Source organism: Pseudomonas sp. dw_358, assembly GCF_018449655.1.
In the GTDB taxonomy this organism is placed as follows: Bacteria; Pseudomonadota; Gammaproteobacteria; order Pseudomonadales; family Pseudomonadaceae; genus Aquipseudomonas.
Window position 1 is genome coordinate 203,743 of record NZ_JAAVUX010000007.1, and the last position, 25,170, is coordinate 228,912.

A 25,170-nucleotide genomic window follows, 5' to 3' on the forward strand; every position below is an offset into this window, starting at 1 on the left:
GAACTCCTTGGGGTGATGCAGGATGGAGCATAGACAGTGGGAAGTGGGATGCAAACGGGGATGTGAGACTGGATGATTCACGCACTCGCAGACCGATGAGGGTAATGATCCGCTGATAATGATGCAGGCATTGGCCGCTGTGCCCGAGGTAGCGTTGCCATTGCTGCACAAAAAAAAAACCCCGTAGACGTTAATCTACGGGGCTTTCAAGAGTGGAGGCCGAGGTCGGAATCGAACCGGCATAGACGGATTTGCAATCCGCTGCATAACCATTTTGCTACTCGGCCTCAAACGTCATGCGATCAAAAAATCACACAGCGCTATAAACTAGAGCTGGAAACGAGACCAACATCCAATCGCTAACCATTTGATTAACTTAGGGTTTTTCTCATTCCTGCCTCAGGAATGGACGCAATTCTGGACTGGTTCAGGGTGACTGTCAACACTCACTGCGAAAAAAGGTCTACCCCCGCCCATTGGACGCTAGGCGAGGCTAAGAGGTATACGCGTCACCGGTTGCATGGATTAGCCACGGTTTCGCACCTTGCTGCCGAGGAATGCCCGCAGCCACATCTCTAGTTCGTTCATGGGGAGTAGGGCCTGCCTACAAGGGCTTACTGAGATCGTGTCCCTAGAAGTGGTGTAACTCATCACGGCTCTGGCCATTGAATTCGCCGTTTAGTTGATCACGGCCGACAGCTTGGCCTGCGGATTATCGCTGACGGCCTTGAAGGCCTCCAACTGCATATAACGTCGTTGTAGGCACCACTCGTCGTTCTGCTCCAACAGCATCGCTCCGACCAGCCGGGTGATCGCTGGATCATTAGGGAAGATGCCCACGACATCGGTACGTCGCTTGATCTCTGCGTTCAGGTGTTCCAGCGGATTCGTGCTGTGCAACTGCTGGCGATGGGCCTTCGGGAAAGCCATGTGTGCCAGCACTTCATCTTCGCAACCGTCCATGAGCACCGCAATTTTGGGGTATTTCTCACGCAACTGGTCGGCCACCAGGCGCCACTGCTGATGGCATTCCTGACGGCTATCCTGAGCAAAGACCGTGCGCAGTAACGCCGCCACCATGCTGCGCTGCCCCTTGCCGACGTGAGCCATCGCGTTGCGCATGAAATGCACTCGGCAGCGCTGCCAAGTCGCGTGGAAGACCTTGGCGACAGCCGCTGAGGCGAAGCTTTCTTTCATGATCCATGCTCCCTTATTGGCCGTCGACCGAGTCGGTGGGGGCAAAGGCCTTAGCCGCCGCCACCGTGTCCAGCGATTCGCGCAACAGTTGGATCTTGCCCTCATGGGCCACCAGCCGGCCGGCATACATCTGCCGATAGATTCGGCCGGTGGCCGGCACCAATGCTTCGACGCTGTATTCGGCGAAGACCTGCTCGGGGGTGTCGATGAGGAAGCGCACGCCGCCGAACTTGAAGTCCGGGACCTTGCTCAGCAACGAGCTGATGAAGGCTTCGATAGCCATCCGACCCTGAGCGCGAGGAACGATGCCCAAGGACTCCAGGTACGGGAGCTCAAGCACGCCGTCTTCGGCGAACAGCGCCGCTGCGGCGCTCGGTGACTGGATAGATTCAAGGTACAGCTGCAGCAGTTGGACAGCGTTTTTCATGGCTGTTTCTCCCGAAACGATTGTGGAATAGCAAACGGTGTGTGTGCTTGGCCAAACAACATTAAGGGAGTGTGCTAATTACTAAAACAGCAATTATCGGAATCTATCATTTCATTTCTGTATGCATCTGATCATGGCCATCGCCAGCTTGGCTCCGCTAGGTGCTTAGCGAAGAAGTCCGACAGCGCTTTGATCTTCACGGGTCGGGTGCGCGCCGAGGGCGTCACGAAGTACAAGCCGCCGCGCACCATGCGCCACTCCGGCAGCAATTCTACCAAGCGTCCGTCCGCCAGGTATTCGCTGGCAATGAACTCCGGCAGTTCGGCGATAGCTTGGCCGTCGAGCAATGCGGGCAACAGCGCGTCAGAGTTGGTCACTCGCAACGGCCCGTTGGGCACTACGTCCTCTTCAGCGCCATTGGCATGGGTGAAACGCCAGACCTGGCTGCGTGCGCGGTAGGCGTAGCTGAGACAGCGACGGCCGCCCAAGTCTCGCGGGTGGCCGGGGTAGCCATGTTCTGCGAGGTAACCTGGTGACGCCACCAGGTATTGCGCAACGGAGCAGATGCGCCGCGCCACCAGGGAAGAGTCGGGCAGCACGGCTATGCGCAGTGCAGCGTCGAAGCCTTCGGCGATCAGGTCGACAGACGCGTCGGACAAGTGCAGATCGACCGACAACTCGGGGTATTGGCGCAGCAACTGCGGCATCAGCGGCGCCACCCAACGCAGACCGAACGACATCGGTACCGCCAGACGCACCTGGCCGCGCGGCTGAACGGACATTTCCTGCGCCTCGCTTTCCACCTCCTCGGCTTGCCTATAGATGTCTCCGGCCCTGGCCGCGATGCTTGCGCCGAACTCGGTCAGCGCCAATTGCCGCGAGGTGCGATTGAACAGGCGCCCGCCCAGGCGCTCCTCCAGCCGCGCCACTGCGCGAGACACCGTGGGCACCGAGACTCCCGTAACCCGCGCTGCCGCCGCGAACGACCCCTCCTCCGCCACCTTGGCGAACATGGCCAGGCCTTCGAAATCCGGAAGCTTGCTCATTGCGTGTTTATCCTTTCATATTTGCAACGATAGATTACCAATCATTCTATTTTGAAGTTTCTCGCCCGTCGATATGCTTCTCCCACACCGCAACTCAACCCCTTGCAACTCTGGAGAAACATCATGACTGCTACCCAAGCGACCCGTAAGCTCGAAGGCAAGATCGCTCTGGTCACCGGCGGCACCACCGGCATCGGCCTGGCCACCGCCAAGCGTTTCGCCGCTGAAGGCGCCCACGTCTACATCACCGGCCGCCGCCAGGCCGAACTCGACGCCGCCGTCGCTGCGGTCGGCAGCGCCACCGGCGTGCAGGTCGATTCCACCAGCCTGGAGCAACTAGACCAGCTGTACAGCCAGATCGGCACCGCGCACGGCCACATTGATGTGCTGTTCGTCAACGCCGGCGGCGGCTCGATGGTGCCACTGGGTGAGATCAGCGAACAGCACTTCGACGACACCTTCGACCGCAACGTCAAGAGCGTGCTGTTCACCGTCCAGAAAGCCCTGCCGCTGCTGGCAGCCAAAGCCTCGGTGATCCTCACCGGCTCGACGGCGGGCAGCTCGGGCACGGCCGCGTTCAGTGTCTACGCCGCCTCCAAGGCCGCGGTGCGAGCCTTCGCACGTAACTGGATTCTCGACCTGAAAGACCGTCAAGTGCGCGTCAACACCATCAGCCCCGGCGCTACCCGCACCCCTGGCCTGGTCGACCTGGCCGGCCCTGACGCAGCGCACCAGCAAGGCCTGTTGGATTACTTGGCTTCGCTGATCCCAATGGGCCGCGTCGGTGAAGCGGACGAGATCGCCAGCGCCGCGCTTTTCCTGGCCTCGGATGATGCCAGCTTCGTCAACGGCATTGAGTTGTTCGTCGACGGCGGCCAGGCACAGATCTGACCTTGTTTGCGGACGACCGCACGGTCGTCCGCCGCCCTTGATATTGAGGATTTGCAATGAACACGATGAAACTCGCTGCATTGGCTCTTAGCATCGCCTGGGGCGCAAGCGCCTACGCCGCTACCCCACCGCAAGGCGAATCGAGCATGAGCACCCCCCCAGCATCCACCCTGCAGGTTTCAGTCATCGATCATGTCGGTATGAACGTTCCCGACATCGACCAGGCGACGCACTTTTTCGCTGACCTAATGGGCGCCCGAGTCATCTCGGACATGAGCCCGGGAGCGATCCCGGAGCAATGGAAAACCCAATTCCGTTGGCACCATTCCAGCGAGCTGCAACGCTTCGTGATGCTGCAGATGGCAGGCGGGGCAAAGCTTGAGCTATTCCAGTACCGAGGCGTCGAGATCAACCCCGAGCATCCGCACGGTGACGACGCCGGCGCTAGTCATGTGGCGCTGCGCACTTCGGACATCGACGCCAGCCTGGCACTGCTGAAGAGCCGCCATGTGACTATCCTGAACGAGCCGATCACCAACCCCGATGGCGTGCGCTGGTTCTACTTCCAGACGCCATGGGGATCGCAGGTCGAGCTGGTTTCGTTGGGTACGGCGCAGAGTTGAGTGGTCAGGAGCAGGTAGAGGAGCCCGCCACCAAGGAGACGTTTTGCCAGGTGAATGTTTTTAGTGGCTCCTAACGTCACGAGCAGGTGGAGTACTGTAAGCGTCTGGCCATCACACGATAAGTCCGCCTCGCTCGATTGGGATGAAGATTGGCTCCGCTTCCTGCCACCCTGAAGCAATCGCTTCGCGCGTGAAGCTATGAACGAGGATCAGGATCTTTTCGAGTGTTCGCTGTGAGGACGCATGTAGCTACCGTAAAATGGAAGCAATCTGCGATTGATCCCTGCGCAAGTCTGCACGGTCACTGTACCCTGTAATAGTCAATGCTCTTTTCTGCCGAAGCCTTCGCTGGTTTCAAGCCTTCGCCCTACAAGGAAGTTTAAGGATGCTTTGTTCCACAATATTGAACGGTAAACAGTTGCCTACGGAGCAATCACAAGTGGTTGTCCCTTGGTGGAGCTTTACCAAGACAGTGTTAGCGGCGGCGGCGCTTTCTCTTGTGCGTGACGGATTGATCCAGCTTGACGATCATGTCCAAGAAGGCAAGTTCACTCTTCGGCAACTGCTCAAACACCAAGCCGGACTTGCGGACTACTCAGAGCTGGAGGATTACTACGCGGCTGTTGCCGAGGGCCAGGCGCCGTGGTCAGCAGATGAAATGATGCAACGTCTTGACGGTGCCAGATTACGTTACGCACCAGGGGCTGGCTGGCGATACTCCAACGTAGGCTACATGCTTGTTGCCAGACTGATCGAGAGAGTTACGGGGGTAAGTCTAGAAACTGCACTGACCCAACGTGTGCTGTCGCCCCTCGGTTTGACACATACTCGGCTCGCAAAAAAGCAAGAAGATCTGGATGAGGTATATCTGGGAGCCATTGAGTCATACCACCCTGGCTGGGTCTATCATGGTTTGCTGGTAGGCCCACTCTCAGAGGCGACTATGTTGCTGAACAAGCTGCTGACCGGGAAGCTTCTTCCTTCTTCATTGCTGCATGAAATGCATGATGCAATTGTGCTCGGAGGGCCAATGCAAGGAAGGCCTTGGGCCAGTCCGGGCTATGGGCTGGGCTTGATGATCGGCGGAACTAAAAGTGGGCATAGGCTTGTTGGGCACACAGGAGTCGGGCCAGGCGGCCTAATCGCAGTATTTCATTATTCAAGTGGCAATAATGCGGCGACTTGCTCTGCGTTCAGGGAGGGCAGCGATGAAGGGGGTGTTGAAGCGCAGGTCTTGGAGCGGCTTTTAGCCGCTGTCGGAACTTGTAAAGAGCGATGACCGCACTAGAGCTACGTGATTCAGGCAGGTGTCCATTGATGCGGCAGCAGTTGGCCGATCTCGCTGGCCCGCTGCGTCGGCAGCCGCGTCAGCACATCCTTGAGGTAAACATACGGATCATGACCATTCATACGCGCCGACTGGATCAGGCTCATGATTGCTGCCGCCCGCTCGCCGCTGCGCAGCGACCCAGCAAACAACCAATTTGAACGCCCGAGCGCCCACGGCCGGATCAAGTTCTCGATCTGATTGTTGTCGATGGGCACAGCACCCTCTTCCAGGTAGCGCGTCAGCGCTACCCAGCGTTTGAGGCTGTCATCCAGAGCCTTGGCCGTGGCCGAACCCTCGGGCACAAGTTCACGCTGAGCCAACAACCCAAGGTAATCCCAGTACCAGCGCCTGGAGTTGTTCGGGGTCGAGTTCGACTTCCGTCCCACGATGGACGCCTGGCCAATGAAACTTACCTGGGTTCAAGCGGCGTGCCGCCAGCCAGATACCGACGCCGTCGTGCACCAGGACTTTCATGCGGTTCGCCCGGCGGTTGGCGAAGAGGTAAGCGCAGTGCGGCTTCGCCGCACCGAACAACGCGACCACTCGGGCCAACGCAGTCTCAGTGCCGGCGCGCATGTCCATAGGCTCGGTGGCGAGCCAGATGGCATCGACGCGAATCATTGGGCCAGGCCACGAATAAAACACGCACAGCCGTCCGGATCCGAGGCTGGCCATTTTACGGTGATAGATTTATCGCCCAGAGGCAGGGAGATGATCACCATCTCTTCTGTTGCTCGCCTTGGTCCTGTTTTTACCGGAACGAAAGCCGGCAGTCGGCACCGCGCGCTTTACCGAGATCGATGGCTTGATGGGGCGCCTGGCCGAACTGGACCTGTTGGCGCAGGTCCAGGTAATGGACGACCAGTTGCCCGACCTCGTGCCACTGCTTGAACGCACCACCACGCGCCTGCTGATCGACCACAGCGGGCGCCCCGATGTCAGCGCCGGCCTGCGCCAACCGGCGTTTCAAGCGCTGCTGGCGCTGGCCGGGCAAGACCGGACCTACGTCAAGCTGTCGGGCCTGTCGAAGTTCTCGCACCAGCCCTACCCCTACGCCGATGGCCAGCCGTACCTGGCCGCACTGCTCGAAGCCTTCGGTGCACAGCACTGCATGTGAGGCTCGGATTGGCCGTTCCTGCGGGCCACCGAGCGCATGGATATCGGCAGCTTGCTGACCCTGGTCGAGCAACTGCTGCCCGATGATAGGCAACGCGAGCAGGTGCTGTGGCATACGCCACGGCAGCTGTTCAACTTTACCGACGGGGTGGAAGGCCGCCTTTCTCCCGGTCAGATGGAAAACGTCAGCGCCTTGTCGAAGTAGCTGACCGACACCACGTGATCGCCCTCCTCAAGATCGAAGGGCACACACATGGCCCCAAACGTGGGTAACGTCCGCTATGACGGATCCGAGTTGATTGAGCCGGTGGAAACCTTCAAGCCTGCAATAGACGATCTCTTTGGCTAAGCGCCTCAGCGCTGGCGACCGCAACATTTGGAAGCGACTGAGGACGCCCCGAATCCTTGCACAAGTCCCAGCTTGGGACTAGCATGCGCACATGAAAATAATTGCCACCAGCCACCTGAAAGCCTTTTGGGAAATCCACCCTGACGCCGAGCAACCGCTGCTATCCTGGATCGACGAAACCAAGAAAGCGCGCTGGACTCTACCGGGTGACATCAAGGCAAAATACCGGAATGCGAGCATCCTCAAGAGCCGCCGGGTCGTGTTCAATATCAAGGGTAACGACTACCGCGTGGTGGTCGCAGTGGCCTACCGATTCGGCGCGGTGTATATCAAATTTATCGGCACACACAGGCAATACGACGCCATCGACGTCGACACCGTGGAGATGGAGTGACAGACATGAATATTCGTCCGATTCACACAGAACAAGAGTACGAGGCAGCACTCAAGGCCGTGTCTCCTCTCTTCGACAATGAGCCTGAGCCCGGTAGCCTTGAGGGTGATTACTTCGAAGTCATGATTACGCTGATCGAGGCCTATGAGGCGAAGCAGTATCCGGTAGATCTGCCGGACCCGATCGAGGCGATTCGCTTTCGGATGGAACAGTCGGGGTTGTCGGCGGCCGACCTGGTACCGGCGATTGGGCGGCAGAATCGGGTGTATGAGGTATTGAATGGAACCCGGGCGCTGACGCTTCCGATGATTCGGCGGTTGCATGAGATGTTCGGGATATCGGCGGAGAGTTTGATTCGGGCGGCGAAGCTGGCTTGAGCAATCAACTGGATGGCTTCGGCCAGCGCGGCTCGCGCGTTGGGCCAACGGGTAGAGGTTCGTTTGGTACCTGAGGCTGCGCCTGCAGTTTGATAGCTGCAGGCGTGATGGACTACGACGCACATTTGCCCACTTCAGAAAAGCTGGCCAAGCTCCGCTGGTTGTCAGTTCATGATCACCCGTTCGCCCACCAGGGACTGCTGCGCCGCGTAGAGCAGGCGCTGTTCAGTCAGGGTGTCGAGCAAGCTGTCGCCGCCTTGGCGGTACAACACCATGGACAGGTCGTAGGCCCGCTGGTCGGCGGCCACGGTCTGGGTCTGAGCATCCAGGCGCTCAGCGATCGTGGCACGCACCGCGAGGCTGTCGGCCACTTCACTGAAGGCGGCCTGCAGGGTCTTTTCATAGGTGGCCACCGCGATGTCGCGGCTGGCCTTGGACGCCTCCAGGGTGGCGCGGTTGGCGCCCGCGTCGAAAATTGGCAAGGTCACGCTGGGTGAAAACGACCAGGCGCGGCTGTCCCCGCCAAACAGGCCGGACAGCGCCGAGCTTTCCGTGCCCAGGGCGGCCGTCAGGCTGATGCGCGGAAAGAAGTTGGCCCGCGCCGCGCCGATATCAGCGTAGGTGGCTTTGAGCGAATGCTCGGCCGAGAGCACATCCGGACGTTGCTCCAACACCGTGGATGGCACCCCGGCCGGCAGGTCACGCAGGCTGGATACGGGATCGACCTGTGCGTCGGGCAGGTCACCGGGCGCCACCTGAACACCGACCACCAGTTCCAGCGCATCGCGGGCCTGCCTGGCTTCGGTGAGGTACACCGCCACATCGTTTCGCGCCGATTGCAGGCTGGCCTGCGCCTCGGCCAGCTCCAGGCCGTCGGTGCCGCCCAGCGCGTGCACTTGCTGGACCAGATCGTAGGTGTGCTGCTGGCTGTCCTCGGTCTGCCGAGCCAGTGCCAGCAGGCGCTGGTCGGCGCCCAAGGTCAGCCAGTCGCTGGCCACTTCTGAGACAAGGGTGATCTGGGTGCTGCGCCGGGTCTCCACGGTGGACAGGTAGGTCTCCAGGGCCTCGGTGCCGAGGTTGTGGACACGGCCGAACAGGTCCAGCTCATAGCTGGACGCGCCGAGAACGGCGACAAAGATCTGCGCCTGGCGGATCTCGCCGGTTTGCCGGTCGATGACCGGCGCTGTTTGCCCGGCGTAATCAACGAGCAGCTTTTCGCCAGCACGATGCTCCTGGCGCATGACCACGTCGACCTTGGCGGCCCAAAGGCGGTAGTGCTCGCAGAACCAGCTGTACTGGAAGCCTTGCGGGTAAGCGAGTCGATATTCCTGCCAGAGCAAGGCCAGAGTGACGCCGGGGCGGCGCAACTCGGCGTGTACCCACGCCCAGTCAGGCATTGGGCGCTGGTCGGTCGGCACCGGCACTGCCGGTGGAAACAGCCGTCGATTCAACTCCGCGTCAGAAATATCGATGGGCCATTGAAGCCCACTGGCGGCGAACCGGCAAAGGTAATCCCCTGCACTCGAAGGGCCGATGGATAAGCTGGCGGCGATCTTGCGCACGGACAGGCCGGCGTCGAACTTTAGGCGTAGTACCTCTCGGATTTTACGCATGGATAAACGCTCCACGACGACCTCTACGCTTCGAAAAAAGAGGTCGATAGTAGTGAATAGTCCTGCGTTGCTGCCTGCCTGAAAGTGTCCGGATGGCCGTGGAATCGGTGTCCGGATGGTCATGGAATCCCCAGACAGCGTGCTTTGGCACTCGCCGCGTGCGCTCCTCCAGCAAGAAACCGATCCGAAGCCCGCCGTTTTTACTCTGGACTCAAAAATGGACTTAAAAAGACTGACTGGCGGTGGTTTTCAGCAGATTTCGCTGAAACGAAAAAAGGACCCGAAGGTCCTGTTTTCAATGACTTGCAGACTTCCATAGAACTCTGCAAGCCATAATTTGGAGCGGGAAACGAGACTCGAACTCGCGACCCCGACCTTGGCAAGGTCGTGCTCTACCAACTGAGCTATTCCCGCATCGTGTTGACGGGCGCCATTCTATCTAAACGGCAACGCCAGTCAACCCCTTGATTCAAAAATAGTTTATTTCTTTTTAGCGTCGGTGCGCAGGTGCGGCCAGGCAGCGCGCAAGTACTGCACCATGGACCAAAGGGTCAGGCCGGCGGCGATCAGCAGCAGGATGTAGCCGGTAAATACCCAGAAGGTGGCCGTGGACGGATTGGCCAGCAGGATGATCAGCGCGAGCATCTGGGCGGCGGTTTTCCACTTGCCCAGGTTGGACACGGCCACTTGCGCGCGCGCACCGAGTTCGGCCATCCATTCGCGCAGGGCAGAGATGACAATTTCCCGGCCAATGATGACAGCCGCCGGCAGGGTCAGCCAGACGTTGGCATGTTCCTGTACCAGCAGAACCAGGGCGACGGCGACCATCAACTTGTCGGCCACCGGGTCAAGGAAGGCACCAAAGGGGGTGCTCTGCTCCAGGCGGCGGGCCAGGTAGCCATCAAGCCAGTCGGTGGCTGCCGCGAACGCGAATACCGCACTGGCCGCCATGTAGGCCCAATGGTATGGAAGGTAGAACAACAGGATGAAGATCGGAATCAGTACAACGCGCAGCACGGTAATCAGGTTCGGGATATTCATCGGCACAACTGGCGGCAAGGTGAGTGGGCATTCTACTCGCTGTGCAGAGTTGCATAAATCGACTCGGCAAGCTTTTTACTGATTCCTGGCGCCTTCGCGATTTCCTCGACGCTGGCCCGCCCCAATTCCTGAAGGCCGCCGAAATGCTTGAGCAGTTCGCGACGACGCTTGGGGCCTACGCCGGCGACACCTTCCAGTGTCGAGGTGCGGCGAGTCTTGCCGCGGCGAGCCCGGTGCCCGGTGATGGCAAATCGGTGGGCCTCGTCGCGGATCTGTTGAATGAGGTGCAATGCCGGCGAGTCGCCCTTGAGGGTGAATTCGTTGCTCACGTCATTGAGGTACAAGGTTTCGAAACCGGCCTTGCGGGTAGTGCCCTTGGCGACGCCCAGCAGGATCAGGTCGGGCACTGCCAATTCGTCGAGCACGTCACGGGCCATGTTCAACTGGCCCTTGCCGCCGTCCACCAACAGCACGTCGGGCAGTTTGCCCTCGCCGTCCTTGATCTTCGAGAAACGTCGGGTCAGCGCCTGGTGCATGGCGGCATAGTCGTCGCCCGCCGTGACACCTTCGATATTGTAACGACGGTAGTCGGCCTTGATCGGGCCTTCGGGCCCGAACACCACGCACGAGGCCACCGTGGCTTCACCGCTGGAGTGGCTGATGTCGTAGCACTCCAGGCGCTGCGGTGGTTCGTCGAGGTTGAGTACTTCGGCCAAGGCTTCGAACCGCGCGGCCACGTGCTGGCGGTTAGCCAGACGAGCCCCCAGCGCCGACTCGGCATTGGTCACCGCCAGTTGCTGCCAACGGGCGCGGGTGCCGCGGACGCGGTGGCTGATGGTCAACTCGCGACCACGCAAACTGTCGATGGCGGCCACCAGGGCGTCGAAATCCTCGTGCACCACGTTGACGATCAGTTCGCTGGGCAGGTCGCGCTCGGAGCTGGTCAAGTAATACTGGGCGAGGAATGCCGACATGACTTCGGCCACCTCTTCCTCGATACCGACCTGAGGGAAGAAGTTCTTGCTGCCCAGCACCCGCCCGCCTCGCACGCTGATCAAATGCACGCAGGCGCCGCCAGGGTTAATGAAGGCGGCGACGACATCGACGTCGCCATTGCCGCCTTCCATGCTCTGCTGATCCTGGACCCGTCGCAGCAAGCCGACCTGATCGCGCAGTTGGGCGGCGGTTTCAAACTCCAGGTTCATCGCGGCCTTTTCCATACTGGCCGACAATTCGTCGGTCAGCTGGTTGCTGCGCCCTTCAAGGAACATCACCGAATGGCGTATGTCTTGTGCGTACTCGGCAGGCTCTACCAGCCCGACACAAGGGGCCTTGCAGCGCTTGATCTGGTACTGCAGGCAGGGCCGGGTGCGATTCTTGTAGAAACTGTCTTCACACTGGCGGACCAGGAAGGTTTTCTGCAACAGGCTCAGACTTTCACGGATGGCACCCGCGCTGGGGTAAGGCCCGAAGTAGCGACCCTTGCCCTTCTTCGCCCCGCGGTGAATGCTCAACCTAGGAAATTCAGCGTCCGACAGGTAGACATAGGGATAGGATTTGTCGTCGCGCAGGAGGATGTTGTACGGCGGCCGCCATTCCTTGATCAGCGTCTGCTCGAGCAGCAGGGCTTCGGTCTCGTTGGCGGTGATGGTGGTTTCCACCTGCGCGATGCGACCCACCAGCGCGGCAGTCTTGGGCGCCAGGCCCGCCTTGCGAAAATAGCTGGCCAACCGCTTCTTGAGGTTCTTGGCCTTGCCGACATACAGCAGGCGCGCGTCGGCATCGAACATGCGGTACACGCCGGGGCGGCCGCTGCAGGTAGAAAGAAAGGCACTGGGGTCAAAGATAACGGTCATGTCAGGCGCTGGCATCGACCATGCCGTGTCGCACCGCCAACAAAGTCAATTCCACGTCGCTAGTGATCGCCAACTTTTCAAAGATGCGGTAGCGGTAGGTATTCACGGTTTTGGGCGACAGACACAGCTTGTCGGAGATGGTCTGGACTTTCTGGCAGCCGACGATCATCAGGGCGATCTGGATTTCTCGTTCGGACAGCAGATCGAAGGGTGATTGGGTGGTCTGCGGCTGGAAGGACTTCAGCGCGAGCTGCTGGGCAATCTGCGGACTGATGTAGCGCTGGCCGGCGAACACCAGCCGGATAGCCTGAATCATTTCGTCGAGCGCGGCGCCTTTGGTCAGATACCCGGCGGCGCCCGCCTGCAACAGGCGCGTGGGGAACGGGTCCTCCTCGCAGACCGTTACGGCGACCACCTTGATGTCCGGATGGCTGCGTTGCAACTTTCGGGTGGCTTCAAGGCCGCCGATACCGGGCATCTTGACGTCCATGAGGATCACGTCGGGTGCCAGCTCACGGGCACAGGTCAGTGCCTGCTCGCCCGAGTCCGCCTGGCCGATGACCTGCAGCCCGTCGACGTCCGCCAGCATGCGCGTGATGCCAGTGCGAACCAGATCATGATCGTCGACTACCAGGACCCTAATCAAGCAGACACCCCACGTTACTATTTTCGAATAGCGGCCACCTTAGCAAACTTGACGCCGTGAACCTAACGCAAAGCGCCGGGCTGCTGCCGGTTCGCGTCACTTGCCAGGCCCCCGACCCGCTGTTCAAGCATCAGAGGTGCCCGGCTTGGTCTTGCCCGGGGCCTTGCTAGCATAGTTGGCAGACATCTCGGCCAGGCTCAAGGCCATATGATGCAAGGCCTCCTGCCCCTCTCTAGGCAACACGCGGTAGCTGCCCAGGACGTTTTCTTCAGCGTTGCTCAACTGCTCCAACGGCATGGGTATGCGCTGGCCGGTGAGGACATACAGTACGTCGACCCCGTGACAGGCGACATTCGCCAGGTAGTCGGCCTTGGGTGTGCGCTCGCCACTTTCATATTTGCCTTGAGCGTTGGGTTCGACGCCACCGATCAGCCCGAAGACCTTCTGTGTCATACACAACCGCTCACGCTCTTCCCGCAGGCGCGGACCAATTCCAGTCATTTGAATGTATAATCCCTTATCAACCACCCGAATGGGTGAACTACACGAACGCGTATTACACTTTTTTAAACGGATTTGAACTATGCACGGTATACGGACTGCCGCACAAGCCAAGGCCTGGCTTGATCAACAGGGGAAATCGGTTCAAGAGTTTGCGAGGGAACATGGCGTCGATCCCGCGACCACCTACCAGGTACTTTCCGGGCGCAAAAAGGGCCGTCGTGGCGAAGCCCATAAAGTCGCGGTACTGCTGGGGATGAAGTCGGGCATGACGGCGCCGGACCTCGACCAGACGCAGCGTTGAGATCAGGCAGGTGTACGCCATTCCATGCGATAGAAGCAGTCATCCTCACCCACCTTGGCGAAGCCCACCCGCTCATATAGCCGCCGCGCCCGATTACTCTTGAAGACGGTCAGGCGCACCAGCGGCAAGCGCCGTTCCCGGGCGATGTCCGCTGCCAGCTTCAGCACCTGCGCACCTATGCCCTGCCCTCGCGCGGACTCCAGCAGGTGCAATTCGCGCACGTACAGCGCACGCCGGTCGGCGCTCAGGCTGATGAACCCCAGCCATCGGCTGTCGTCGAAGATCACCCGTTGTTCGCGCCACTGCCACGTCTCGTCGAAGGCTTGATCCAGCCAGACCAGATCGTAGGCCATGTAATAAGGCAACATGCCGCGCCGGGCCAGGGCGCGGGCTGGCGCGAGGTCCGAAGCGGTCGCCGGGACAAGCCTGATGTCCATGGGTTGATCTCTGTTGTTCGCCGGGTTCATTCGCCCTGCAGGAGCACAACCCACCCCTGCCAATCCCGACCTGCCCCCTGCGCCAGCACCAGGCAATCGCCTGGGCCTGGCGCCGCGACGACTTGCGCCCCCCCGGCCGCCCAGATCGCGCTGCGACCGGCACAGGCCCAGCCTCCCGAGACGCCGCCGTGGTTGGCCATAAGTACCGTCAGGTGCTGTTCACGCGCGTAGCGCTGCAGCAGGTCACTGTCATGAGCGTAGCCATTTTCGCTGATCAGGGCACTGGCAGCGTAGAGCGTGGCGCCTGTTGCCGCCGCATGCTCGACGTGCTCGGGGCGAGCGAAATCGGCGCACACGGCGAGCGCGATCGACTGCTCATTCAGACGGATCTGCGCACCGCCCTGCCCCGGCGTGAACACTCGCTCTTCGCCAGGGTGCAGGTGCTGCTTGGTGTAGAGCGCCACCTGCCCCTCGGCACCCAACACCAGCGCGCCGATCAGCACCTCGTCATTGCCGGGCAACCGCACCGGCAGGCCGACTACCGTGGTCATGCGCCACTGCTCTGCAGCCCGCCGTAACGGCGCCAGTACCGGGCTCTCGGACGTCAGCGCCAGCTCATGCGCCCATTGCGGTTCGTAACCGGTCAGGGAAAGCTCGGGAAACAACAGAAAACCGACTTCATGGCGTGCCGCAACCTCCATGAACTGAAGATGACGCTGCAGATTGGCCTCCAGATCACCGGCCACACAGCACAATTGGGCAGCAGCAAGGGTCAGCGTGGACATATCGGTGCTCGAAGATCGAAGGGGGTGTTCATCCTTTCATAGAATCATCTTGTTTGAAATTGTCGTTGAAAGCCGTGGCTGGCCTGCAGTAAGCTCGCTCATCTTTCGGAGACAACACTCATGCTTGCCCCTCACCCACAGACTGCTTTGCACTGCGCCAGCGCTCGTCGCTCGCTCGCGGTCGTGGCTGTGCGTGAAACCTGCGCACGTGCTTATTATTTTGGGTATTGGTTCAGCCACTAGCGCGCCCGATACCCTTCTGGCGCCCACGTAAACGGGTCGCCAGCCAGAGAATTCTCAACCCCCGGTCGGCCTCCCGACCGGGGGTTTTGTTTTTTCAGGCTTCACATCACCTATCCAGAGCATCCACCCATGAACTACGCCACTGATTACCGTTACGACACCTACCGCAGCGATCGATTTAGCGGCCTGCGCGCGGGACAGCCTGGCACCTGTGAACAGTCCCTGCCCGCAATCCATCAACCCGCCATTTGTCGAACACCTCGATAGGCTGCGCCGCGGGAGCCTCCCGCCGCCGGCCAGGAAACTGATCATGAAGACTGCAACCCCCGCTCTGCCTCGCAATCTGACGCTCGCCGCCAACGCCTTGGTCAGCCAGCGCTTGCCCAGCGCCCTCGCGCTCAAGCAACAACTGCCCCTTTCCTGCGCTCTGGGCACCCAGGTCAATACCCACCGTCAGGCGGTTCGCGCCATTCTCGATGGCCACGACCCACGACTGCTAGTGATCGTCGGGCCCTGCTCGCTGCACGATGCAAAGTCCGCGCTCGAATACGCCGCCCGCCTCGCCCGCCTGGCCCAGGAAGTCAGCGGCGAGATGCTGCTGGTAATGCGCGCCTACGTCGAGAAGCCGCGCACCACAGTCGGATGGAAAGGCCTGGCCTACGATCCCCGCCTGGATGGCAGCGACGACATGGTCGGCGGCCTGACCCTGTGCCGCGAGCTGATGCTGGCGATGCTCGGCCTGGGCCTGCCCATTGCAAGCGAACTGCTGCAACCCATGGCAGCCGGCTACTTCGATGACCTGCTGAGCTGGGTCGCCATTGGCGCGCGCACCACTGAATCGCAGATCCATCGCGAGATGGCCAGCGGCCTGGGCATGCCCGTGGGGTTCAAGAACGGCACCGACGGTGGCGTCGGCGTCGCCTGTGATGCCATGCGCAGCGCAGCCCACGGCCACCGTCACTTCGGCATCGACCCGCAGGGGCACCCGGCGATCATCGAGACCGCCGGCAACCCGGACACCCATTTGGTGCTGCGCGGCGGCCACCATGGCCCGAACCACGATCGCCAGAGTATCGCCAAGGTGCACCATGCCCTGGGTCGCGCGGCCATCCCGGCGCGGATCATGGTCGATTGCAGCCACGCCAATAGCGGCAAGGACCCCAGCCGTCAGCCACACGTGTTCGAGGATGTGTTGAACCAGCGCCTGGAAGGTGATCGTTCGCTGATCGGCATGATGATCGAAGGCCACTTGTTCGACGGCTGCCAGGCACCAGGCCCGAACCTGCGCTACGGCGTGTCGGTGACCGACGGCTGCCTGGGCTGGGACAGCACCGAACAGCTGTTGCGCGAGGCCGCGCGGCGGATGCAGCGCAACCCGTCGGCCCGCGCCATCTAAGGCGTATCGCTAGCAGGCGTGCGCCAGCCCGGCGCACGCCTGCAAGCGTGGAAGATCGGCGCCCCTCAGCTTTCCCGCACCACCAGTTCGAACCCCAGGTCGCGGGACTGCACGCCGCTGGTCTTGCCATCCAGGCGCTCGAGCAACATCTGCGCTGCCGCTCGACCGATCGCCGCGCGCGGGGTGCGGATCGAGGTCAGGCGCGGCACCGTATGGGCCGAGGCCGGCAGATCGTTGAAGCCGACCATGGCCACCTGCTCCGGCACCTTGAGCCCCTGGCGCTGCGCTTCATAGATAGCGCCGTGCCCCAAGTCGTCGTTGCAGAAAAAGATCCCGTCCACGTCCGGGTGCGCGTGCATCAACGCCCGGAACAAATCGCTGCCCAGGCCGATGGACGATGGCTGCGGCGTCATGATTTCCAGATCGGGGTCGTACACACCGGCCTCGCGCAGCGCGCGACGAAAGCCCTCGGCACGCTGCATCACCCGTGGGTCCATCTGCGCGGCGACATAGGCCAGGCGCCGACGCCCCCGCCCCAACAGGTTGTGGGCCGCCACCACACCGGCGTGCTCCTGGGAAAAGCCCACACAAGGCCCGGTATCCGCCAGCTCCATCATGTGCACACAAGGCACCTGGCTGGCCGCCAGCAGGCGCCGCGACGCGTCGGTGCGGTCAAACCCGGTCAGCAGGATGCCCCGGGGTTGGTAGGCCAGGTAGTTGCGGATCAGTTTTTCTTCTTCGTCGACGTCATAGTGGAAGTTGCCGATCAGCACTTCCAGACCGCGCGGATGCATGACCGCATGGATGGCTTCAAGGGTGTCGATGAACAGTTGGTTGGACAGGGAGGGGATCAACACCACGATCGACTGGCTCTGCGCCGACGCCAGCGCTCGGGCCGCCGGATTGGCCACATAGCCCAACTGGTTGGCAGCCTCGACGACCTTGCGCACCAGCTCCGGCGCGACCGTGCTGACCCCGCGCAAGGCACGCGAGGCAGTGATCGGGGAGACCCCGGAAAGGCGGGCGACTTCGGAAAGCGTAGGTCGGCCGGTGGTGCGTGTACCGATTCGATTCATGGTTATTGTTGTTCTGCTTGCAAGGGGGGAAACCGGGTATTAAGGTAGCGCTGTCTCGGAAACAGGGCAACGGGGAATTTCTCTGATTTGTTGCACATCCGGCTACGGACACCGCACTAAATCGTGCGGACAAGATCAATAAGAGCAGGTCGCACCGATGTAGGCAGCCCAGAAGGCTGTTTCATGCGTTGTCAGCTTGCAGGAGATAGCGATGGTTTCCCCCCTTACTGCCCTGGTTGTCATGGGTGTTTCCGGCTGCGGCAAAAGCAGCGTCGGTGCCGCCATCGTCAAACACAGCGGTGGCCGCCTGATCGAAGGCGACGTCTTCCACCCAGAAGCCAACATCAAGAAGATGAGTGCTGGCATCCCCCTCAACGATGATGACCGCGCCGGCTGGCTGACCCGCCTGGGCGAGGAACTCAACGACTGCCTGAATGACGGCGAGCGTGCAGTCCTGACCTGCTCGGCTCTCAAGCGCGCCTACCGCGACAAGCTGCGCGCAGCAGTGCCGGACCTGGGTTTCGTCTTTCTCGAACTGTCCCGTGAAGAAGCGGCGGAGCGTGTGTCCCACCGTCCCGGCCATTTCATGCCGGCGAGTCTGATCGACAGTCAGTTCGCCACGCTGCAGTCACCCACCGGCGAAGACCGCACGCTGACCGTGGACGCGACCGATACGATCGACGACCTGGCCCTCCAGGTTGATCGCTGGCTGGTCGAGCACGGCGCGCCGACCCGGGTCTGACGCGCCCTCAGAGACAGCGCTACCTGCGCATAAAACAACAACGACAACACCAAGGGGCAACCACACATGCTGGGATTATCCAACGACACCTTCCTGCTCTGCGATGCACTGGTCACCATCATCGGCCTGATCCTGCTCATCACCCGATTCAAGGTCCACCCCTTTGTGGCATTGACCCTGGCCGCGGGTTTTCTCGGGCTGACCTCGGGCATGCCGGTGGCCAAGGTCATGAAGTCCTTCCAGGACGGCTTCGGGGGTGTGCTAGGCTTCGTCGGTATCGTTCTGGCCCTGGGCACCATGCTCGGCAAGCTGATGGCCGACTCCGGCGGAGCTGACCAGATCGCGCAGACGCTGATTCGCAAGTTCGGCGTGAAGAACGTGCATTGGGCGATGATGTTTTCCGCCTTTCTGGTGGGCATCCCGCTGTTCTTCGAGATCGGTTTCGTGCTGCTGATCCCGCTGGTGTTTATCGTAGCCCGGCGTTCCGGCGTATCGCTGGTCAAGGTCGGCATCCCGTTGCTCGCCGGCCTTTCGGTGGTCCACGGCCTGGTACCGCCGCACCCAGGCCCGCTGCTGGCCATCGGCGTGTTCAAGGCGGACATCGGCAAGACCATTTTCTACGGCCTGATCGTGGCGTTGCCAACGGCCATCATCGCCGGTCCGATCTTCGGTAACTGGATTTCCAAGCGCATCCCCGGCAATCCGTCCACCGAGCTGATGGATCAGATTGCCAAGGAAAGCAACCACGAAAACCTGCCCAGCTTTGCCATTACCCTGATCACCGTGCTGCTGCCGGTGTTCCTGATGCTGCTCAAGACCGGGGCCGACGTGGTGCTGCCCGCCGACCATATCTTCCGCCAATGGATGGACTTGATCGGCCACCCGATCACTGCCCTGCTGGCTGCCTTGCTGCTGGCCTTCTACACCTTCGGTGCGGCACGTGGCTTCGACCGGCAGAAGATCATGAAGCTGCTGGACTCCAGCCTCGCCCCCACCGCCGCCATCATCCTGATTGTCGGCGCCGGCGGCGGCTTCAAGCAGATGCTGGTGGACACCGGCGTCGGCAACGTCATCGGGCACATGGCGGTACAAGCCCAGATCAACCCGATCCTGCTGGCGTGGCTGGTGGCGGCGGTGATTCGTGTCGCCACCGGTTCTGCCACCGTGGCCACCATCACCGGTGCCGGCATCGTTGCGCCGGTGGTCGAGCTGATCCCCGGAGTGAATCGTGAGCTGCTGGTGCTGGCCACGGGTGCAGGCTCGGTGATTCTGTCCCACGTCAACGATGCCGGCTTCTGGCTGGTCAAGCAGTACTTCAACATGACCGTGGCTGAAACCCTGAAAACCTGGACAGCGATGGAAACCATCCTGTCGGTGGTGGGCATCATCCTGATCATGCTGCTGTCGCTGGTGGTCTGACGCCCGGGCCCTGCGACCCGGGCCTCGGCCCGGGTCGCACGCTTCACCCCATGAACAATCGATACGCCGGGTTGTTCGTCTCGTCCCAGTAGCGATACCCCAACCCCTGCACCACCGACAGGAACGCCCCGCGCTCCGGCTCCGGCACCTCGAATCCGGCCAACACGCGGGCCTGATCCGCCCCATGGTTGCGGTAATGGAACATGCTGATGTTCCAGCGCTGGCCCAATGCCTCGAGAAACTTCAACAACGCCCCCGGTCGCTCGGCAAACTCGAAGCGCAGCACCTGTTCATGGCCAATCTGCGGAGCATGGCCGCCCACGGTATGGCGCACGTGCAACTTGGCCAGTTCGTTGTCGGTCAGGTCCAGTACCTCGAAACCCTGGCCTTGCAGGCTTTCGAGCAAGGCCTGGCGAGGATCGTTGAGCGGATGGGTCTGCACCCCGACAAACAGGTTGGCGGCGCTGCCTTGGTGATAACGGTAATTGAACTCGGTGACCTGCCGTGACCCCAGCGCCTGGCAGAAGCGCTGGAAGCTGCCGGGCTGCTCCGGCACGGTCACCGCGATGATTGCCTCGCGCTGCTCGCCCAACTCCGCACGCTCGGCGATGTGGCGCAAGCGGTCGAAATTGACATTGGCCCCCGAGTCGATGGCCACCAGGGTTTCGCCGCGCACGCCGGTCTGAGCCACGTACTTCTTGATCCCGGCCACCGCCAGGGCACCCGACGGCTCGGTGATGGAGCGGGTATCGTCGTAAATGTCCTTGATCGCGGCGCACAGTTCGTCACTGCTGACCGTGATCACACCGTCCACGTGGTCGCGACAGATCTCGAAACAATGGGCGCCCACCTGGGCCACTGCCACGCCATCGGCAAAGGTGCCGACCTGAGGCAGCACCACCCGTTTACCGGCCAGCAGTGCCGCCTGTAAACAATTTGAATCGTGGGGCTCGACACCGATGACCCGCACCTCGGGGCGCAGGTACTTGACGTAGGCCGCGATGCCGGCAATCAGACCACCACCGCCTACCGGTACGAAGATCGCGTCCAGCGCGCCCGGCTGCTGACGCAGGATCTCCATGGCCACCGTACCCTGCCCGGCAATGACATCCGGGTCGTCGAAGGGCGCGACAAAGGTGTAGCCCTCGGTGGCCAGATGCAGGGCATGGGCCAATGCATCAGGGAAGGCATCACCGTGCAGCACCACCAGGCCACCGCGTGAACGCACGCCTTCGATCTTCAGGGTGGGGGTGGTCACCGGCATCACGATAATGGCGGCGATGCCCAGCTTCGCCGCCGCCAGCGCGACGCCCTGAGCATGATTGCCGGCCGAGGCCGTCACCACCCCTTGCGCCCGCTGCTCGGCGCTCAACTGCGCCAGACGGTTGTAGGCGCCACGGATCTTGAAGGAGTAAATGGGCTGCAGGTCTTCACGCTTGAGCAACACGTGATTGCCCAGGCGCTCGGACAGACTGCGGGCGACCTGCAGCGGCGTCTCAATGGCAACGTCATAGACGGGCGCCGCAAGGGTCTTGCGCACATAAGTGGCGAGCAGGTCGGTGGTGGCGGCATCCAGCGTGGGCATAGCGAGTCTCCGGTGGCGCTTGTGCCCAGGAGACAGAGAAGAAAAACCCGCCTCTTGGGCGGGTTGGGTGCAGATGTCAGCTAGCCCGCCAGATAAGGAATGGCGGTAATAATAATGCTGACGGTCATCTGCGCGGGGGTAGTCATGGCGCCAAGCTAACGTGACGAGATAAACGTGTCAAGACATTGCAGGAGTACCGTTCATCGGACCATTCATCCATGTTGGGCACTCCTTGTCGCTGTCGATAGCCCTATGTAAGTAGAAACTCACAATGGAGTAATTCGACATGAAGACGACCCACTTGACTGCCTTGGCCCTGGCCACCCTGCTGAGCGCCGTGGCCCTGCCCGCGCTGGCGGACAACAGCACCGGCCCGACCAACCCGTCGACCTCGACCACCACCGGCACCAACGGCGCCTCGGGTGTGCTGCCCGATACGGTCGGGGTGCCGGACGGGACCAACGACATGAAGCGCAATGGCAATACCGATGGCTCGGTGGGCAACGCGCCAGCGGCGGCGCCCAAAGGCGATGTGACCGTGCCCAACAGCGGCGCCAACAACACGGATGATGACGAAGACGGCACCGGTTCCGAAGGCAGCAAGTGAGGAATGGATCATGACTGAGCGCACCCCCGCACCGAACGACGATATCTCTCGCCAACCGTCCCCCGCAGACGCCGAGCGCAATGACCCGGCGATCGACCCCCAGGGCAATCGGTACACCCCGGACGACATACCGCCACCGACCGAGCAAGAACGCCTCAAGGACAAGCCTGTGGATGGCGACATTGATGTGGACGGCGGCTAGCCTGTCGCGCTGACAGGGTCATTTCCTTCAATACCCGCCAGCCCTGCGCCTCTACCTTCAGTGCTCATTTCAGGCACTGAAGGTTTTTATGAGCATCCTCCTTTCCATGGCTGGCTTTGCGCTGGCGTCCTCGATCAGCCCCGGCCCGGTCAACCTCGTTTCCTTGAGCTGCGCGGCCCGTCATGGCTGGCGCGCGGCGCTGCCCCATGTGATGGGCGCCACACTGGGCTTCACGCTGTTACTGGTGCTGATCGGTCTGGGGCTTCATGCCGTGCTGTTTCAATGGCCGTGGCTGACACGGATGATTCGGCTCGCCGGGGTGGTCTTTCTGCTGTATCTGGCGGTGCGCCTGGCCTGGGACAACGGTGAATTGAACGCTGCACAGAGCAAAGCCCGGCCTTCGGCGCTGGGCGGCGCGGTCATGCAGTGGCTCAACCCCAAGGCATGGCTGGCGTGCGTGGCCGGCATGGGCGCTTTTGTCGCCGACGGTGACCTGCTCATGGTCTGGGTCTTTGCCGGTCTCTATCTGGTGATATGCGGGCTGTCACTGGCCAGTTGGGCCTGGGCTGGCGAGGCCTTGCGGCCCTGGCTGAAAAAGGCATCGGCAATACGCGGGTTCAATCGCAGCATGGCCGCCATGCTGGCCATGTGCGCCCTGTATCTACTCTGCGCCTGATCAGCCACGATATTGCCCTGGCGTGGCAGCGAGGGTCCGCTTGAACAGGCGCTGCAAATGGGCCTGATCAGCAAATCCGGCCTCGGCTGCCACATCGGCAATGGCTTCGCCACGCCGCAGGCCTTCACGCGCCCGCTGCAAGCGGCAGTCAATCAGATAACCATGGGGTGTCAGGCCGTAGCGGGTCTTGAAGGCGCGGATGAGGTAAGACGGCGACAGGCTCGCGTGCGCGGCGATGTCTTCGACACGCAGCGATTCGGCGCAGTGCCCGCGAATGAACTCGGCGGCCAGCGCCAGCTTGTGCGTGTCCTTGTCGGCGCAGCCGCTGACTGGACGCAGACGGGTGACCAGTCGCTGGAAAAAACTCAGTGCAGCGCTCTGCTGGGTGGCCGGGGTCGCGTCGGCATCGGTCAACGTGCCATAGAGCCGATCAAGCTCGGCGAACAGGTCCGGATCGGTGCTGTACTGCTCGGCGAAGGGTACGAAGCCGCCTTCAGGGCTCGTGCCCATCTGCCGTTGCACCGCAGCCAACCACATCGTATCGACGTAGAACATGCGATAGGCCCATGGCTGATCGCGCAACGGATTGCAGGCATGCACCACACCGGGATTCATCAACACCACGCTGCCGGCCGAAATGTGCCGGGTGCCGTGGCCGTTGAGGTAGGTGCTCTGCCCCGCCATGATCGCGCCAATGGAAAAGGTCGCGTGTGAATGGCGCTGGTGGCTGAAGGTGCGGCCGTCCTCGACGTTGCGAATCTCGACATGGGGGACAGCCGGGTGACGCCAATAGTGGGACATGCTGTGCGAAGGCTCCTGCCACTTGCTCTAGCCCGGTATCATGGGCGCACTATAGCTCAGCGTCGTGCCCAGCGCCCACAGCAGCGCCAGCACCAAGGGCACATGCACCAGCAACTGGACAAAGGAAAAGCCGATCAAGTCGCGCGCCTTGAGGCCCAATACACCGAGCAGCGGCAGCATGTAGAACGGGTTGATCAGGTTGGGCAGGGCTTCCGCGGCGTTGTAGATCTGTACGGCCCAGCCCAGGTGGTACTTGAGGTCGTTGGCCACCTGCATGACATAGGGTGCCTCGATGATCCACTTGCCGCCACCGGAGGGAATGAAAAAGCCGAGAATGGCCGAGTACACACCCATCAGCAGCGCGTAGGTGTCGTGAGAGGCGAACTGGACGAAGAACGCGGCAATATGGTGCGCCAACGTCAGGCCATCGCCACCCTTGACCGTCGTCAGGATCGCCGCGATCGAGCCGTACAGCGGGAACTGGATCAGCACCCCGGTGGTGGTCGGCACCGCCCGCGCCACCGCGTCGAGAAAGCTGCGCGGGCGCCAGTGCAGCAACGCACCGACCATGATGAACAGGAAGTTGTAGGTGTTGAGCCCGGAAATGGCGGTGATCGCCGGTTTGCTGGAGAACTCGTGAAGCAGCCAACCGGCGGCCAGCGCCACCAGCAACAGCGTCAGCAGCGGGCTGTACTCCAGCCATTCGCCAGGACGACTGCGCGGAGGCAGTGCCGGCAGGCTGAACGCCGGGTCGATACCGCAGGCCTTGGCGTCGCGTGCCGACTGCGGGCCTGGCGCCGTGGCGTAGGCAATCAGCAAGGAAGCGACCACCACGATTGCCAGCAGCACGCCGGACTGCCAGAGAAAAATGGTCTGAGTGAAGGGAATCACCCCGGTGATGGCCAGAATCGAGGGCGGCAGGCTGGCCGGGTTGGCCTGCAACTGCGCGGCCGACGAAGACAGGCCCAGGGCCCATACCGCCCCCAGCCCCAAGTAGGCCGCCGCCCCCGCGGCGCGGTAATCCATCTTCAAATCCGCCCGCCGGGCCAGCGCCCGCACCAGCAGACCACCAAACACCAGCGACAAGCCCCAGTTAAGCAGGGAGGCGACCATCGAGATCAAGGCCACCCAGGCCACGGCGGAGCGCCCGTTGCCCGGCATTCGGGCCAGCCGGTCGATGAGCTTGATGGCCGGAGGCGAGCTGGCGACCACGTAGCCACCGATTACCACGAACGCCATCTGCATGGTGAACGGGATCAGGCTCCAGAAGCCGTCACCAAAGGCGGTGGCGGTTACGGCGGGCGCGGCCCCCATGGCCAGCGCCGCCACGGCAACGATGACCACGGCCAGCGCGGCAAATACCCAGGAGTCGGGAAACCAGCGCTCGGCCCAATGGGAACAGGCCAACGCAAAGCGGGCATAACGGCTTTCTTCAAGAACAACTGACATGGTTGACGCTCGTTTTTATTGGTTTTATCGGCAGTTTGAAA

Annotated in this window: 27 protein-coding genes, 2 tRNA genes and 3 pseudogenes; 14 read left to right on the forward strand and 18 right to left on the reverse strand. The window is 61.7% G+C overall.

All coding sequences use genetic code 11. The features are described 5' to 3' along the window. Positions 1–213 precede the first annotated feature (213 nt). From HB675_RS13275 to HB675_RS13290, 4 genes and pseudogenes are all read right to left on the reverse strand, one after another. Positions 214–287 (reverse strand) — tRNA-Cys (locus tag HB675_RS13275). 391 nt (positions 288–678) lie between these two features. Further along, a pseudogene (locus HB675_RS13280) lies at positions 679–1,176 on the reverse strand (transposase); the annotation flags it as partial. Between the two features lie 34 nt (positions 1,177–1,210). Then, positions 1,211–1,624, reverse strand: coding sequence for a nuclear transport factor 2 family protein (locus tag HB675_RS13285; protein WP_213878783.1), 414 nt, complete (start codon positions 1,622–1,624; stop codon positions 1,211–1,213). A 131-nt stretch (positions 1,625–1,755) separates the two neighbouring features. Beyond that, positions 1,756–2,670 carry a LysR family transcriptional regulator gene (locus tag HB675_RS13290; RefSeq protein ID WP_213878784.1) on the reverse strand — a complete coding sequence of 305 codons (915 nt, stop codon included), beginning with the start codon at positions 2,668–2,670 and terminating at the stop codon, positions 1,756–1,758. Positions 2,671–2,793: 123 nt separating this feature from the next. Here HB675_RS13290 and HB675_RS13295 point away from each other — a divergent pair, with 123 nt between their 5' ends. From HB675_RS13295 to HB675_RS13305, 3 genes are all read left to right on the forward strand, one after another. Beyond that, a complete protein-coding gene (locus tag HB675_RS13295; RefSeq protein WP_213878785.1) occupies positions 2,794–3,561 on the forward strand; it encodes an SDR family oxidoreductase in 768 nt (255 codons plus the stop codon). A 56-nt stretch (positions 3,562–3,617) separates the two neighbouring features. Then, positions 3,618–4,184, forward strand: a complete 567-nt coding sequence (locus HB675_RS13300; protein WP_213878786.1) for a VOC family protein — start codon at positions 3,618–3,620, stop codon at positions 4,182–4,184. Positions 4,185–4,569: 385 nt separating this feature from the next. Continuing rightward, the gene (locus HB675_RS13305; protein ID WP_213878787.1) at positions 4,570–5,463 is read left to right on the forward strand and encodes a serine hydrolase domain-containing protein; all 894 of its coding nucleotides are present in this window, start codon (positions 4,570–4,572) and stop codon (positions 5,461–5,463) included. 20 nt (positions 5,464–5,483) lie between these two features. On the opposite strand, the pseudogene HB675_RS13310 reads toward HB675_RS13305, so the two are convergent. Both HB675_RS13310 and tnpB read right to left on the reverse strand, forming a co-directional pair. Next, a pseudogene (locus tag HB675_RS13310) lies at positions 5,484–5,837 on the reverse strand (transposase); the annotation flags it as partial. Continuing rightward, complete coding sequence (tnpB, locus tag HB675_RS13315; protein WP_345945765.1) at positions 5,821–6,189, reverse strand: IS66 family insertion sequence element accessory protein TnpB; 369 nt, start codon at positions 6,187–6,189, stop codon at positions 5,821–5,823. The gene tnpB and the pseudogene HB675_RS13310, both read right to left, overlap by 17 nt. Positions 6,190–6,244: 55 nt before the next feature. Between tnpB and HB675_RS13320 the strand changes: the two genes are divergently transcribed. The 4 genes from HB675_RS13320 (at position 6,245) to HB675_RS13330 (ending at position 7,750) form a co-directional block, all read left to right on the forward strand. Continuing rightward, a complete protein-coding gene (locus HB675_RS13320; RefSeq protein WP_256737529.1) occupies positions 6,245–6,631 on the forward strand; it encodes an amidohydrolase family protein in 387 nt (128 codons plus the stop codon). A 36-nt stretch (positions 6,632–6,667) separates the two neighbouring features. Then, on the forward strand, positions 6,668–6,835 hold the full coding sequence (locus tag HB675_RS25820; RefSeq protein WP_256737530.1) for a hypothetical protein: 168 nt from the start codon (positions 6,668–6,670) through the stop codon (positions 6,833–6,835). Positions 6,836–7,070: 235 nt separating this feature from the next. Next, positions 7,071–7,373: a type II toxin-antitoxin system HigB family toxin gene (locus tag HB675_RS13325; RefSeq protein ID WP_213878789.1), complete on the forward strand. Its 303-nt coding sequence runs from the start codon at positions 7,071–7,073 to the stop codon at positions 7,371–7,373. Between the two features lie 5 nt (positions 7,374–7,378). Next, on the forward strand, positions 7,379–7,750 hold the full coding sequence (locus HB675_RS13330; protein WP_213878790.1) for a transcriptional regulator: 372 nt from the start codon (positions 7,379–7,381) through the stop codon (positions 7,748–7,750). Positions 7,751–7,938: 188 nt separating this feature from the next. Here HB675_RS13330 and HB675_RS13335 read toward each other — a convergent pair. The 6 genes and pseudogenes from HB675_RS13335 to HB675_RS13360 all read right to left on the reverse strand — a co-directional run. Further along, a pseudogene (locus HB675_RS13335) lies at positions 7,939–9,363 on the reverse strand (efflux transporter outer membrane subunit); the annotation flags it as partial. 338 nt (positions 9,364–9,701) lie between these two features. Next, positions 9,702–9,777: transfer RNA gene (locus HB675_RS13340), tRNA-Gly, on the reverse strand. A gap of 66 nt (positions 9,778–9,843) precedes the next feature. Further along, a complete protein-coding gene (gene pgsA, locus HB675_RS13345; RefSeq protein WP_213878791.1) occupies positions 9,844–10,404 on the reverse strand; it encodes a CDP-diacylglycerol--glycerol-3-phosphate 3-phosphatidyltransferase in 561 nt (186 codons plus the stop codon). A gap of 32 nt (positions 10,405–10,436) precedes the next feature. Continuing rightward, entirely contained in the window at positions 10,437–12,260 is a 1,824-nt protein-coding gene (uvrC, locus tag HB675_RS13350; protein WP_213878792.1) for an excinuclease ABC subunit UvrC, read from the reverse strand. A gap of 1 nt (position 12,261) precedes the next feature. Then, positions 12,262–12,906 carry a UvrY/SirA/GacA family response regulator transcription factor gene (gene uvrY / locus HB675_RS13355; RefSeq protein WP_213878793.1) on the reverse strand — a complete coding sequence of 215 codons (645 nt, stop codon included), beginning with the start codon at positions 12,904–12,906 and terminating at the stop codon, positions 12,262–12,264. Positions 12,907–13,029: 123 nt separating this feature from the next. Continuing rightward, positions 13,030–13,407: a helix-turn-helix transcriptional regulator gene (locus HB675_RS13360; RefSeq protein WP_213878794.1), complete on the reverse strand. Its 378-nt coding sequence runs from the start codon at positions 13,405–13,407 to the stop codon at positions 13,030–13,032. A gap of 82 nt (positions 13,408–13,489) precedes the next feature. On the opposite strand from HB675_RS13360, the gene HB675_RS13365 reads away from it, so the two are divergent. Next, the gene (locus tag HB675_RS13365) at positions 13,490–13,711 is read left to right on the forward strand and encodes a DNA-binding protein (protein WP_213878795.1); all 222 of its coding nucleotides are present in this window, start codon (positions 13,490–13,492) and stop codon (positions 13,709–13,711) included. A 2-nt stretch (positions 13,712–13,713) separates the two neighbouring features. Here HB675_RS13365 and HB675_RS13370 read toward each other — a convergent pair whose 3' ends face one another. Then, on the reverse strand, positions 13,714–14,148 hold the full coding sequence (locus HB675_RS13370) for a GNAT family N-acetyltransferase (RefSeq protein ID WP_213878796.1): 435 nt from the start codon (positions 14,146–14,148) through the stop codon (positions 13,714–13,716). 26 nt (positions 14,149–14,174) lie between these two features. Next, positions 14,175–14,933: a carbon-nitrogen hydrolase family protein gene (locus HB675_RS13375; protein ID WP_213878797.1), complete on the reverse strand. Its 759-nt coding sequence runs from the start codon at positions 14,931–14,933 to the stop codon at positions 14,175–14,177. Between the two features lie 553 nt (positions 14,934–15,486). Between HB675_RS13375 and HB675_RS13380 the strand changes: the two genes are divergently transcribed. Next, positions 15,487–16,572 carry a 3-deoxy-7-phosphoheptulonate synthase gene (locus HB675_RS13380; protein WP_213878798.1) on the forward strand — a complete coding sequence of 362 codons (1,086 nt, stop codon included), beginning with the start codon at positions 15,487–15,489 and terminating at the stop codon, positions 16,570–16,572. Between the two features lie 65 nt (positions 16,573–16,637). Here the strand turns inward: HB675_RS13380 and HB675_RS13385 are convergent, their stop codons facing one another. Next, the gene (locus tag HB675_RS13385; RefSeq protein WP_213878799.1) at positions 16,638–17,648 is read right to left on the reverse strand and encodes a LacI family DNA-binding transcriptional regulator; all 1,011 of its coding nucleotides are present in this window, start codon (positions 17,646–17,648) and stop codon (positions 16,638–16,640) included. Between the two features lie 211 nt (positions 17,649–17,859). On the opposite strand from HB675_RS13385, the gene HB675_RS13390 reads away from it, so the two are divergent. Both HB675_RS13390 and HB675_RS13395 read left to right on the forward strand, forming a co-directional pair. Next, a complete protein-coding gene (locus HB675_RS13390; RefSeq protein WP_213878800.1) occupies positions 17,860–18,390 on the forward strand; it encodes a gluconokinase in 531 nt (176 codons plus the stop codon). A 66-nt stretch (positions 18,391–18,456) separates the two neighbouring features. Continuing rightward, complete coding sequence (locus HB675_RS13395) at positions 18,457–19,809, forward strand: GntP family permease (protein ID WP_213878801.1); 1,353 nt, start codon at positions 18,457–18,459, stop codon at positions 19,807–19,809. A 43-nt stretch (positions 19,810–19,852) separates the two neighbouring features. Here the strand turns inward: HB675_RS13395 and ilvA are convergent, their stop codons facing one another. Continuing rightward, complete coding sequence (ilvA, locus tag HB675_RS13400) at positions 19,853–21,394, reverse strand: threonine ammonia-lyase, biosynthetic (RefSeq protein ID WP_213878802.1); 1,542 nt, start codon at positions 21,392–21,394, stop codon at positions 19,853–19,855. Between the two features lie 286 nt (positions 21,395–21,680). Here ilvA and HB675_RS13405 point away from each other — a divergent pair, with 286 nt between their 5' ends. The 3 genes from HB675_RS13405 (at position 21,681) to HB675_RS13415 (ending at position 22,879) form a co-directional block, all read left to right on the forward strand. After that, positions 21,681–22,001, forward strand: coding sequence for a hypothetical protein (locus HB675_RS13405; protein ID WP_213878803.1), 321 nt, complete (start codon positions 21,681–21,683; stop codon positions 21,999–22,001). 10 nt (positions 22,002–22,011) lie between these two features. Then, positions 22,012–22,203 carry a hypothetical protein gene (locus tag HB675_RS13410; protein WP_213878804.1) on the forward strand — a complete coding sequence of 64 codons (192 nt, stop codon included), beginning with the start codon at positions 22,012–22,014 and terminating at the stop codon, positions 22,201–22,203. 88 nt (positions 22,204–22,291) lie between these two features. Next, positions 22,292–22,879, forward strand: coding sequence for a LysE family translocator (locus tag HB675_RS13415; protein WP_213878805.1), 588 nt, complete (start codon positions 22,292–22,294; stop codon positions 22,877–22,879). On the opposite strand, the gene HB675_RS13420 is transcribed toward HB675_RS13415, so the two are convergent. Both HB675_RS13420 and HB675_RS13425 read right to left on the reverse strand, forming a co-directional pair. After that, a complete protein-coding gene (locus HB675_RS13420) occupies positions 22,880–23,680 on the reverse strand; it encodes an AraC family transcriptional regulator (RefSeq protein WP_213878806.1) in 801 nt (266 codons plus the stop codon). It lies immediately after the preceding gene. 27 nt (positions 23,681–23,707) lie between these two features. Beyond that, positions 23,708–25,129, reverse strand: a complete 1,422-nt coding sequence (locus tag HB675_RS13425) for a TIGR00366 family protein (RefSeq protein WP_213878807.1) — start codon at positions 25,127–25,129, stop codon at positions 23,708–23,710. Positions 25,130–25,170 lie beyond the last annotated feature (41 nt).

What these genes read in the sequence shown, in the direction of transcription:
- HB675_RS13285 (WP_213878783.1), bottom strand. Translation starts at nt 1,624, where the DNA reads ATGAAAAACGCTGTCCAACTGCTGCAGCTGTACCTTGAATCTATCCAG.
- HB675_RS13290 (WP_213878784.1), bottom strand. Translation starts at nt 2,670, where the DNA reads ATGAGCAAGCTTCCGGATTTCGAAGGCCTGGCCATGTTCGCCAAGGTG.
- HB675_RS13295 (WP_213878785.1), top strand. Translation starts at nt 2,794, where the DNA reads ATGACTGCTACCCAAGCGACCCGTAAGCTCGAAGGCAAGATCGCTCTG.
- HB675_RS13300 (WP_213878786.1), top strand. Translation starts at nt 3,618, where the DNA reads ATGAACACGATGAAACTCGCTGCATTGGCTCTTAGCATCGCCTGGGGC.
- HB675_RS13305 (WP_213878787.1), top strand. Translation starts at nt 4,570, where the DNA reads ATGCTTTGTTCCACAATATTGAACGGTAAACAGTTGCCTACGGAGCAA.
- tnpB (WP_345945765.1), bottom strand. Translation starts at nt 6,189, where the DNA reads ATGGCCAGCCTCGGATCCGGACGGCTGTGCGTGTTTTATTCGTGGCCT.
- HB675_RS25820 (WP_256737530.1), top strand. Translation starts at nt 6,668, where the DNA reads ATGGATATCGGCAGCTTGCTGACCCTGGTCGAGCAACTGCTGCCCGAT.
- HB675_RS13325 (WP_213878789.1), top strand. Translation starts at nt 7,071, where the DNA reads ATGAAAATAATTGCCACCAGCCACCTGAAAGCCTTTTGGGAAATCCAC.
- HB675_RS13330 (WP_213878790.1), top strand. Translation starts at nt 7,379, where the DNA reads ATGAATATTCGTCCGATTCACACAGAACAAGAGTACGAGGCAGCACTC.
- pgsA (WP_213878791.1), bottom strand. Translation starts at nt 10,404, where the DNA reads ATGAATATCCCGAACCTGATTACCGTGCTGCGCGTTGTACTGATTCCG.
- uvrC (WP_213878792.1), bottom strand. Translation starts at nt 12,260, where the DNA reads ATGACCGTTATCTTTGACCCCAGTGCCTTTCTTTCTACCTGCAGCGGC.
- HB675_RS13360 (WP_213878794.1), bottom strand. Translation starts at nt 13,407, where the DNA reads ATGACTGGAATTGGTCCGCGCCTGCGGGAAGAGCGTGAGCGGTTGTGT.
- HB675_RS13365 (WP_213878795.1), top strand. Translation starts at nt 13,490, where the DNA reads ATGCACGGTATACGGACTGCCGCACAAGCCAAGGCCTGGCTTGATCAA.
- HB675_RS13370 (WP_213878796.1), bottom strand. Translation starts at nt 14,148, where the DNA reads ATGGACATCAGGCTTGTCCCGGCGACCGCTTCGGACCTCGCGCCAGCC.
- HB675_RS13375 (WP_213878797.1), bottom strand. Translation starts at nt 14,933, where the DNA reads ATGTCCACGCTGACCCTTGCTGCTGCCCAATTGTGCTGTGTGGCCGGT.
- HB675_RS13380 (WP_213878798.1), top strand. Translation starts at nt 15,487, where the DNA reads ATGAAGACTGCAACCCCCGCTCTGCCTCGCAATCTGACGCTCGCCGCC.
- HB675_RS13385 (WP_213878799.1), bottom strand. Translation starts at nt 17,648, where the DNA reads ATGAATCGAATCGGTACACGCACCACCGGCCGACCTACGCTTTCCGAA.
- HB675_RS13390 (WP_213878800.1), top strand. Translation starts at nt 17,860, where the DNA reads ATGGTTTCCCCCCTTACTGCCCTGGTTGTCATGGGTGTTTCCGGCTGC.
- HB675_RS13395 (WP_213878801.1), top strand. Translation starts at nt 18,457, where the DNA reads ATGCTGGGATTATCCAACGACACCTTCCTGCTCTGCGATGCACTGGTC.
- ilvA (WP_213878802.1), bottom strand. Translation starts at nt 21,394, where the DNA reads ATGCCCACGCTGGATGCCGCCACCACCGACCTGCTCGCCACTTATGTG.
- HB675_RS13405 (WP_213878803.1), top strand. Translation starts at nt 21,681, where the DNA reads ATGAAGACGACCCACTTGACTGCCTTGGCCCTGGCCACCCTGCTGAGC.
- HB675_RS13410 (WP_213878804.1), top strand. Translation starts at nt 22,012, where the DNA reads ATGACTGAGCGCACCCCCGCACCGAACGACGATATCTCTCGCCAACCG.
- HB675_RS13415 (WP_213878805.1), top strand. Translation starts at nt 22,292, where the DNA reads ATGAGCATCCTCCTTTCCATGGCTGGCTTTGCGCTGGCGTCCTCGATC.
- HB675_RS13420 (WP_213878806.1), bottom strand. Translation starts at nt 23,680, where the DNA reads ATGTCCCACTATTGGCGTCACCCGGCTGTCCCCCATGTCGAGATTCGC.
- HB675_RS13425 (WP_213878807.1), bottom strand. Translation starts at nt 25,129, where the DNA reads ATGTCAGTTGTTCTTGAAGAAAGCCGTTATGCCCGCTTTGCGTTGGCC.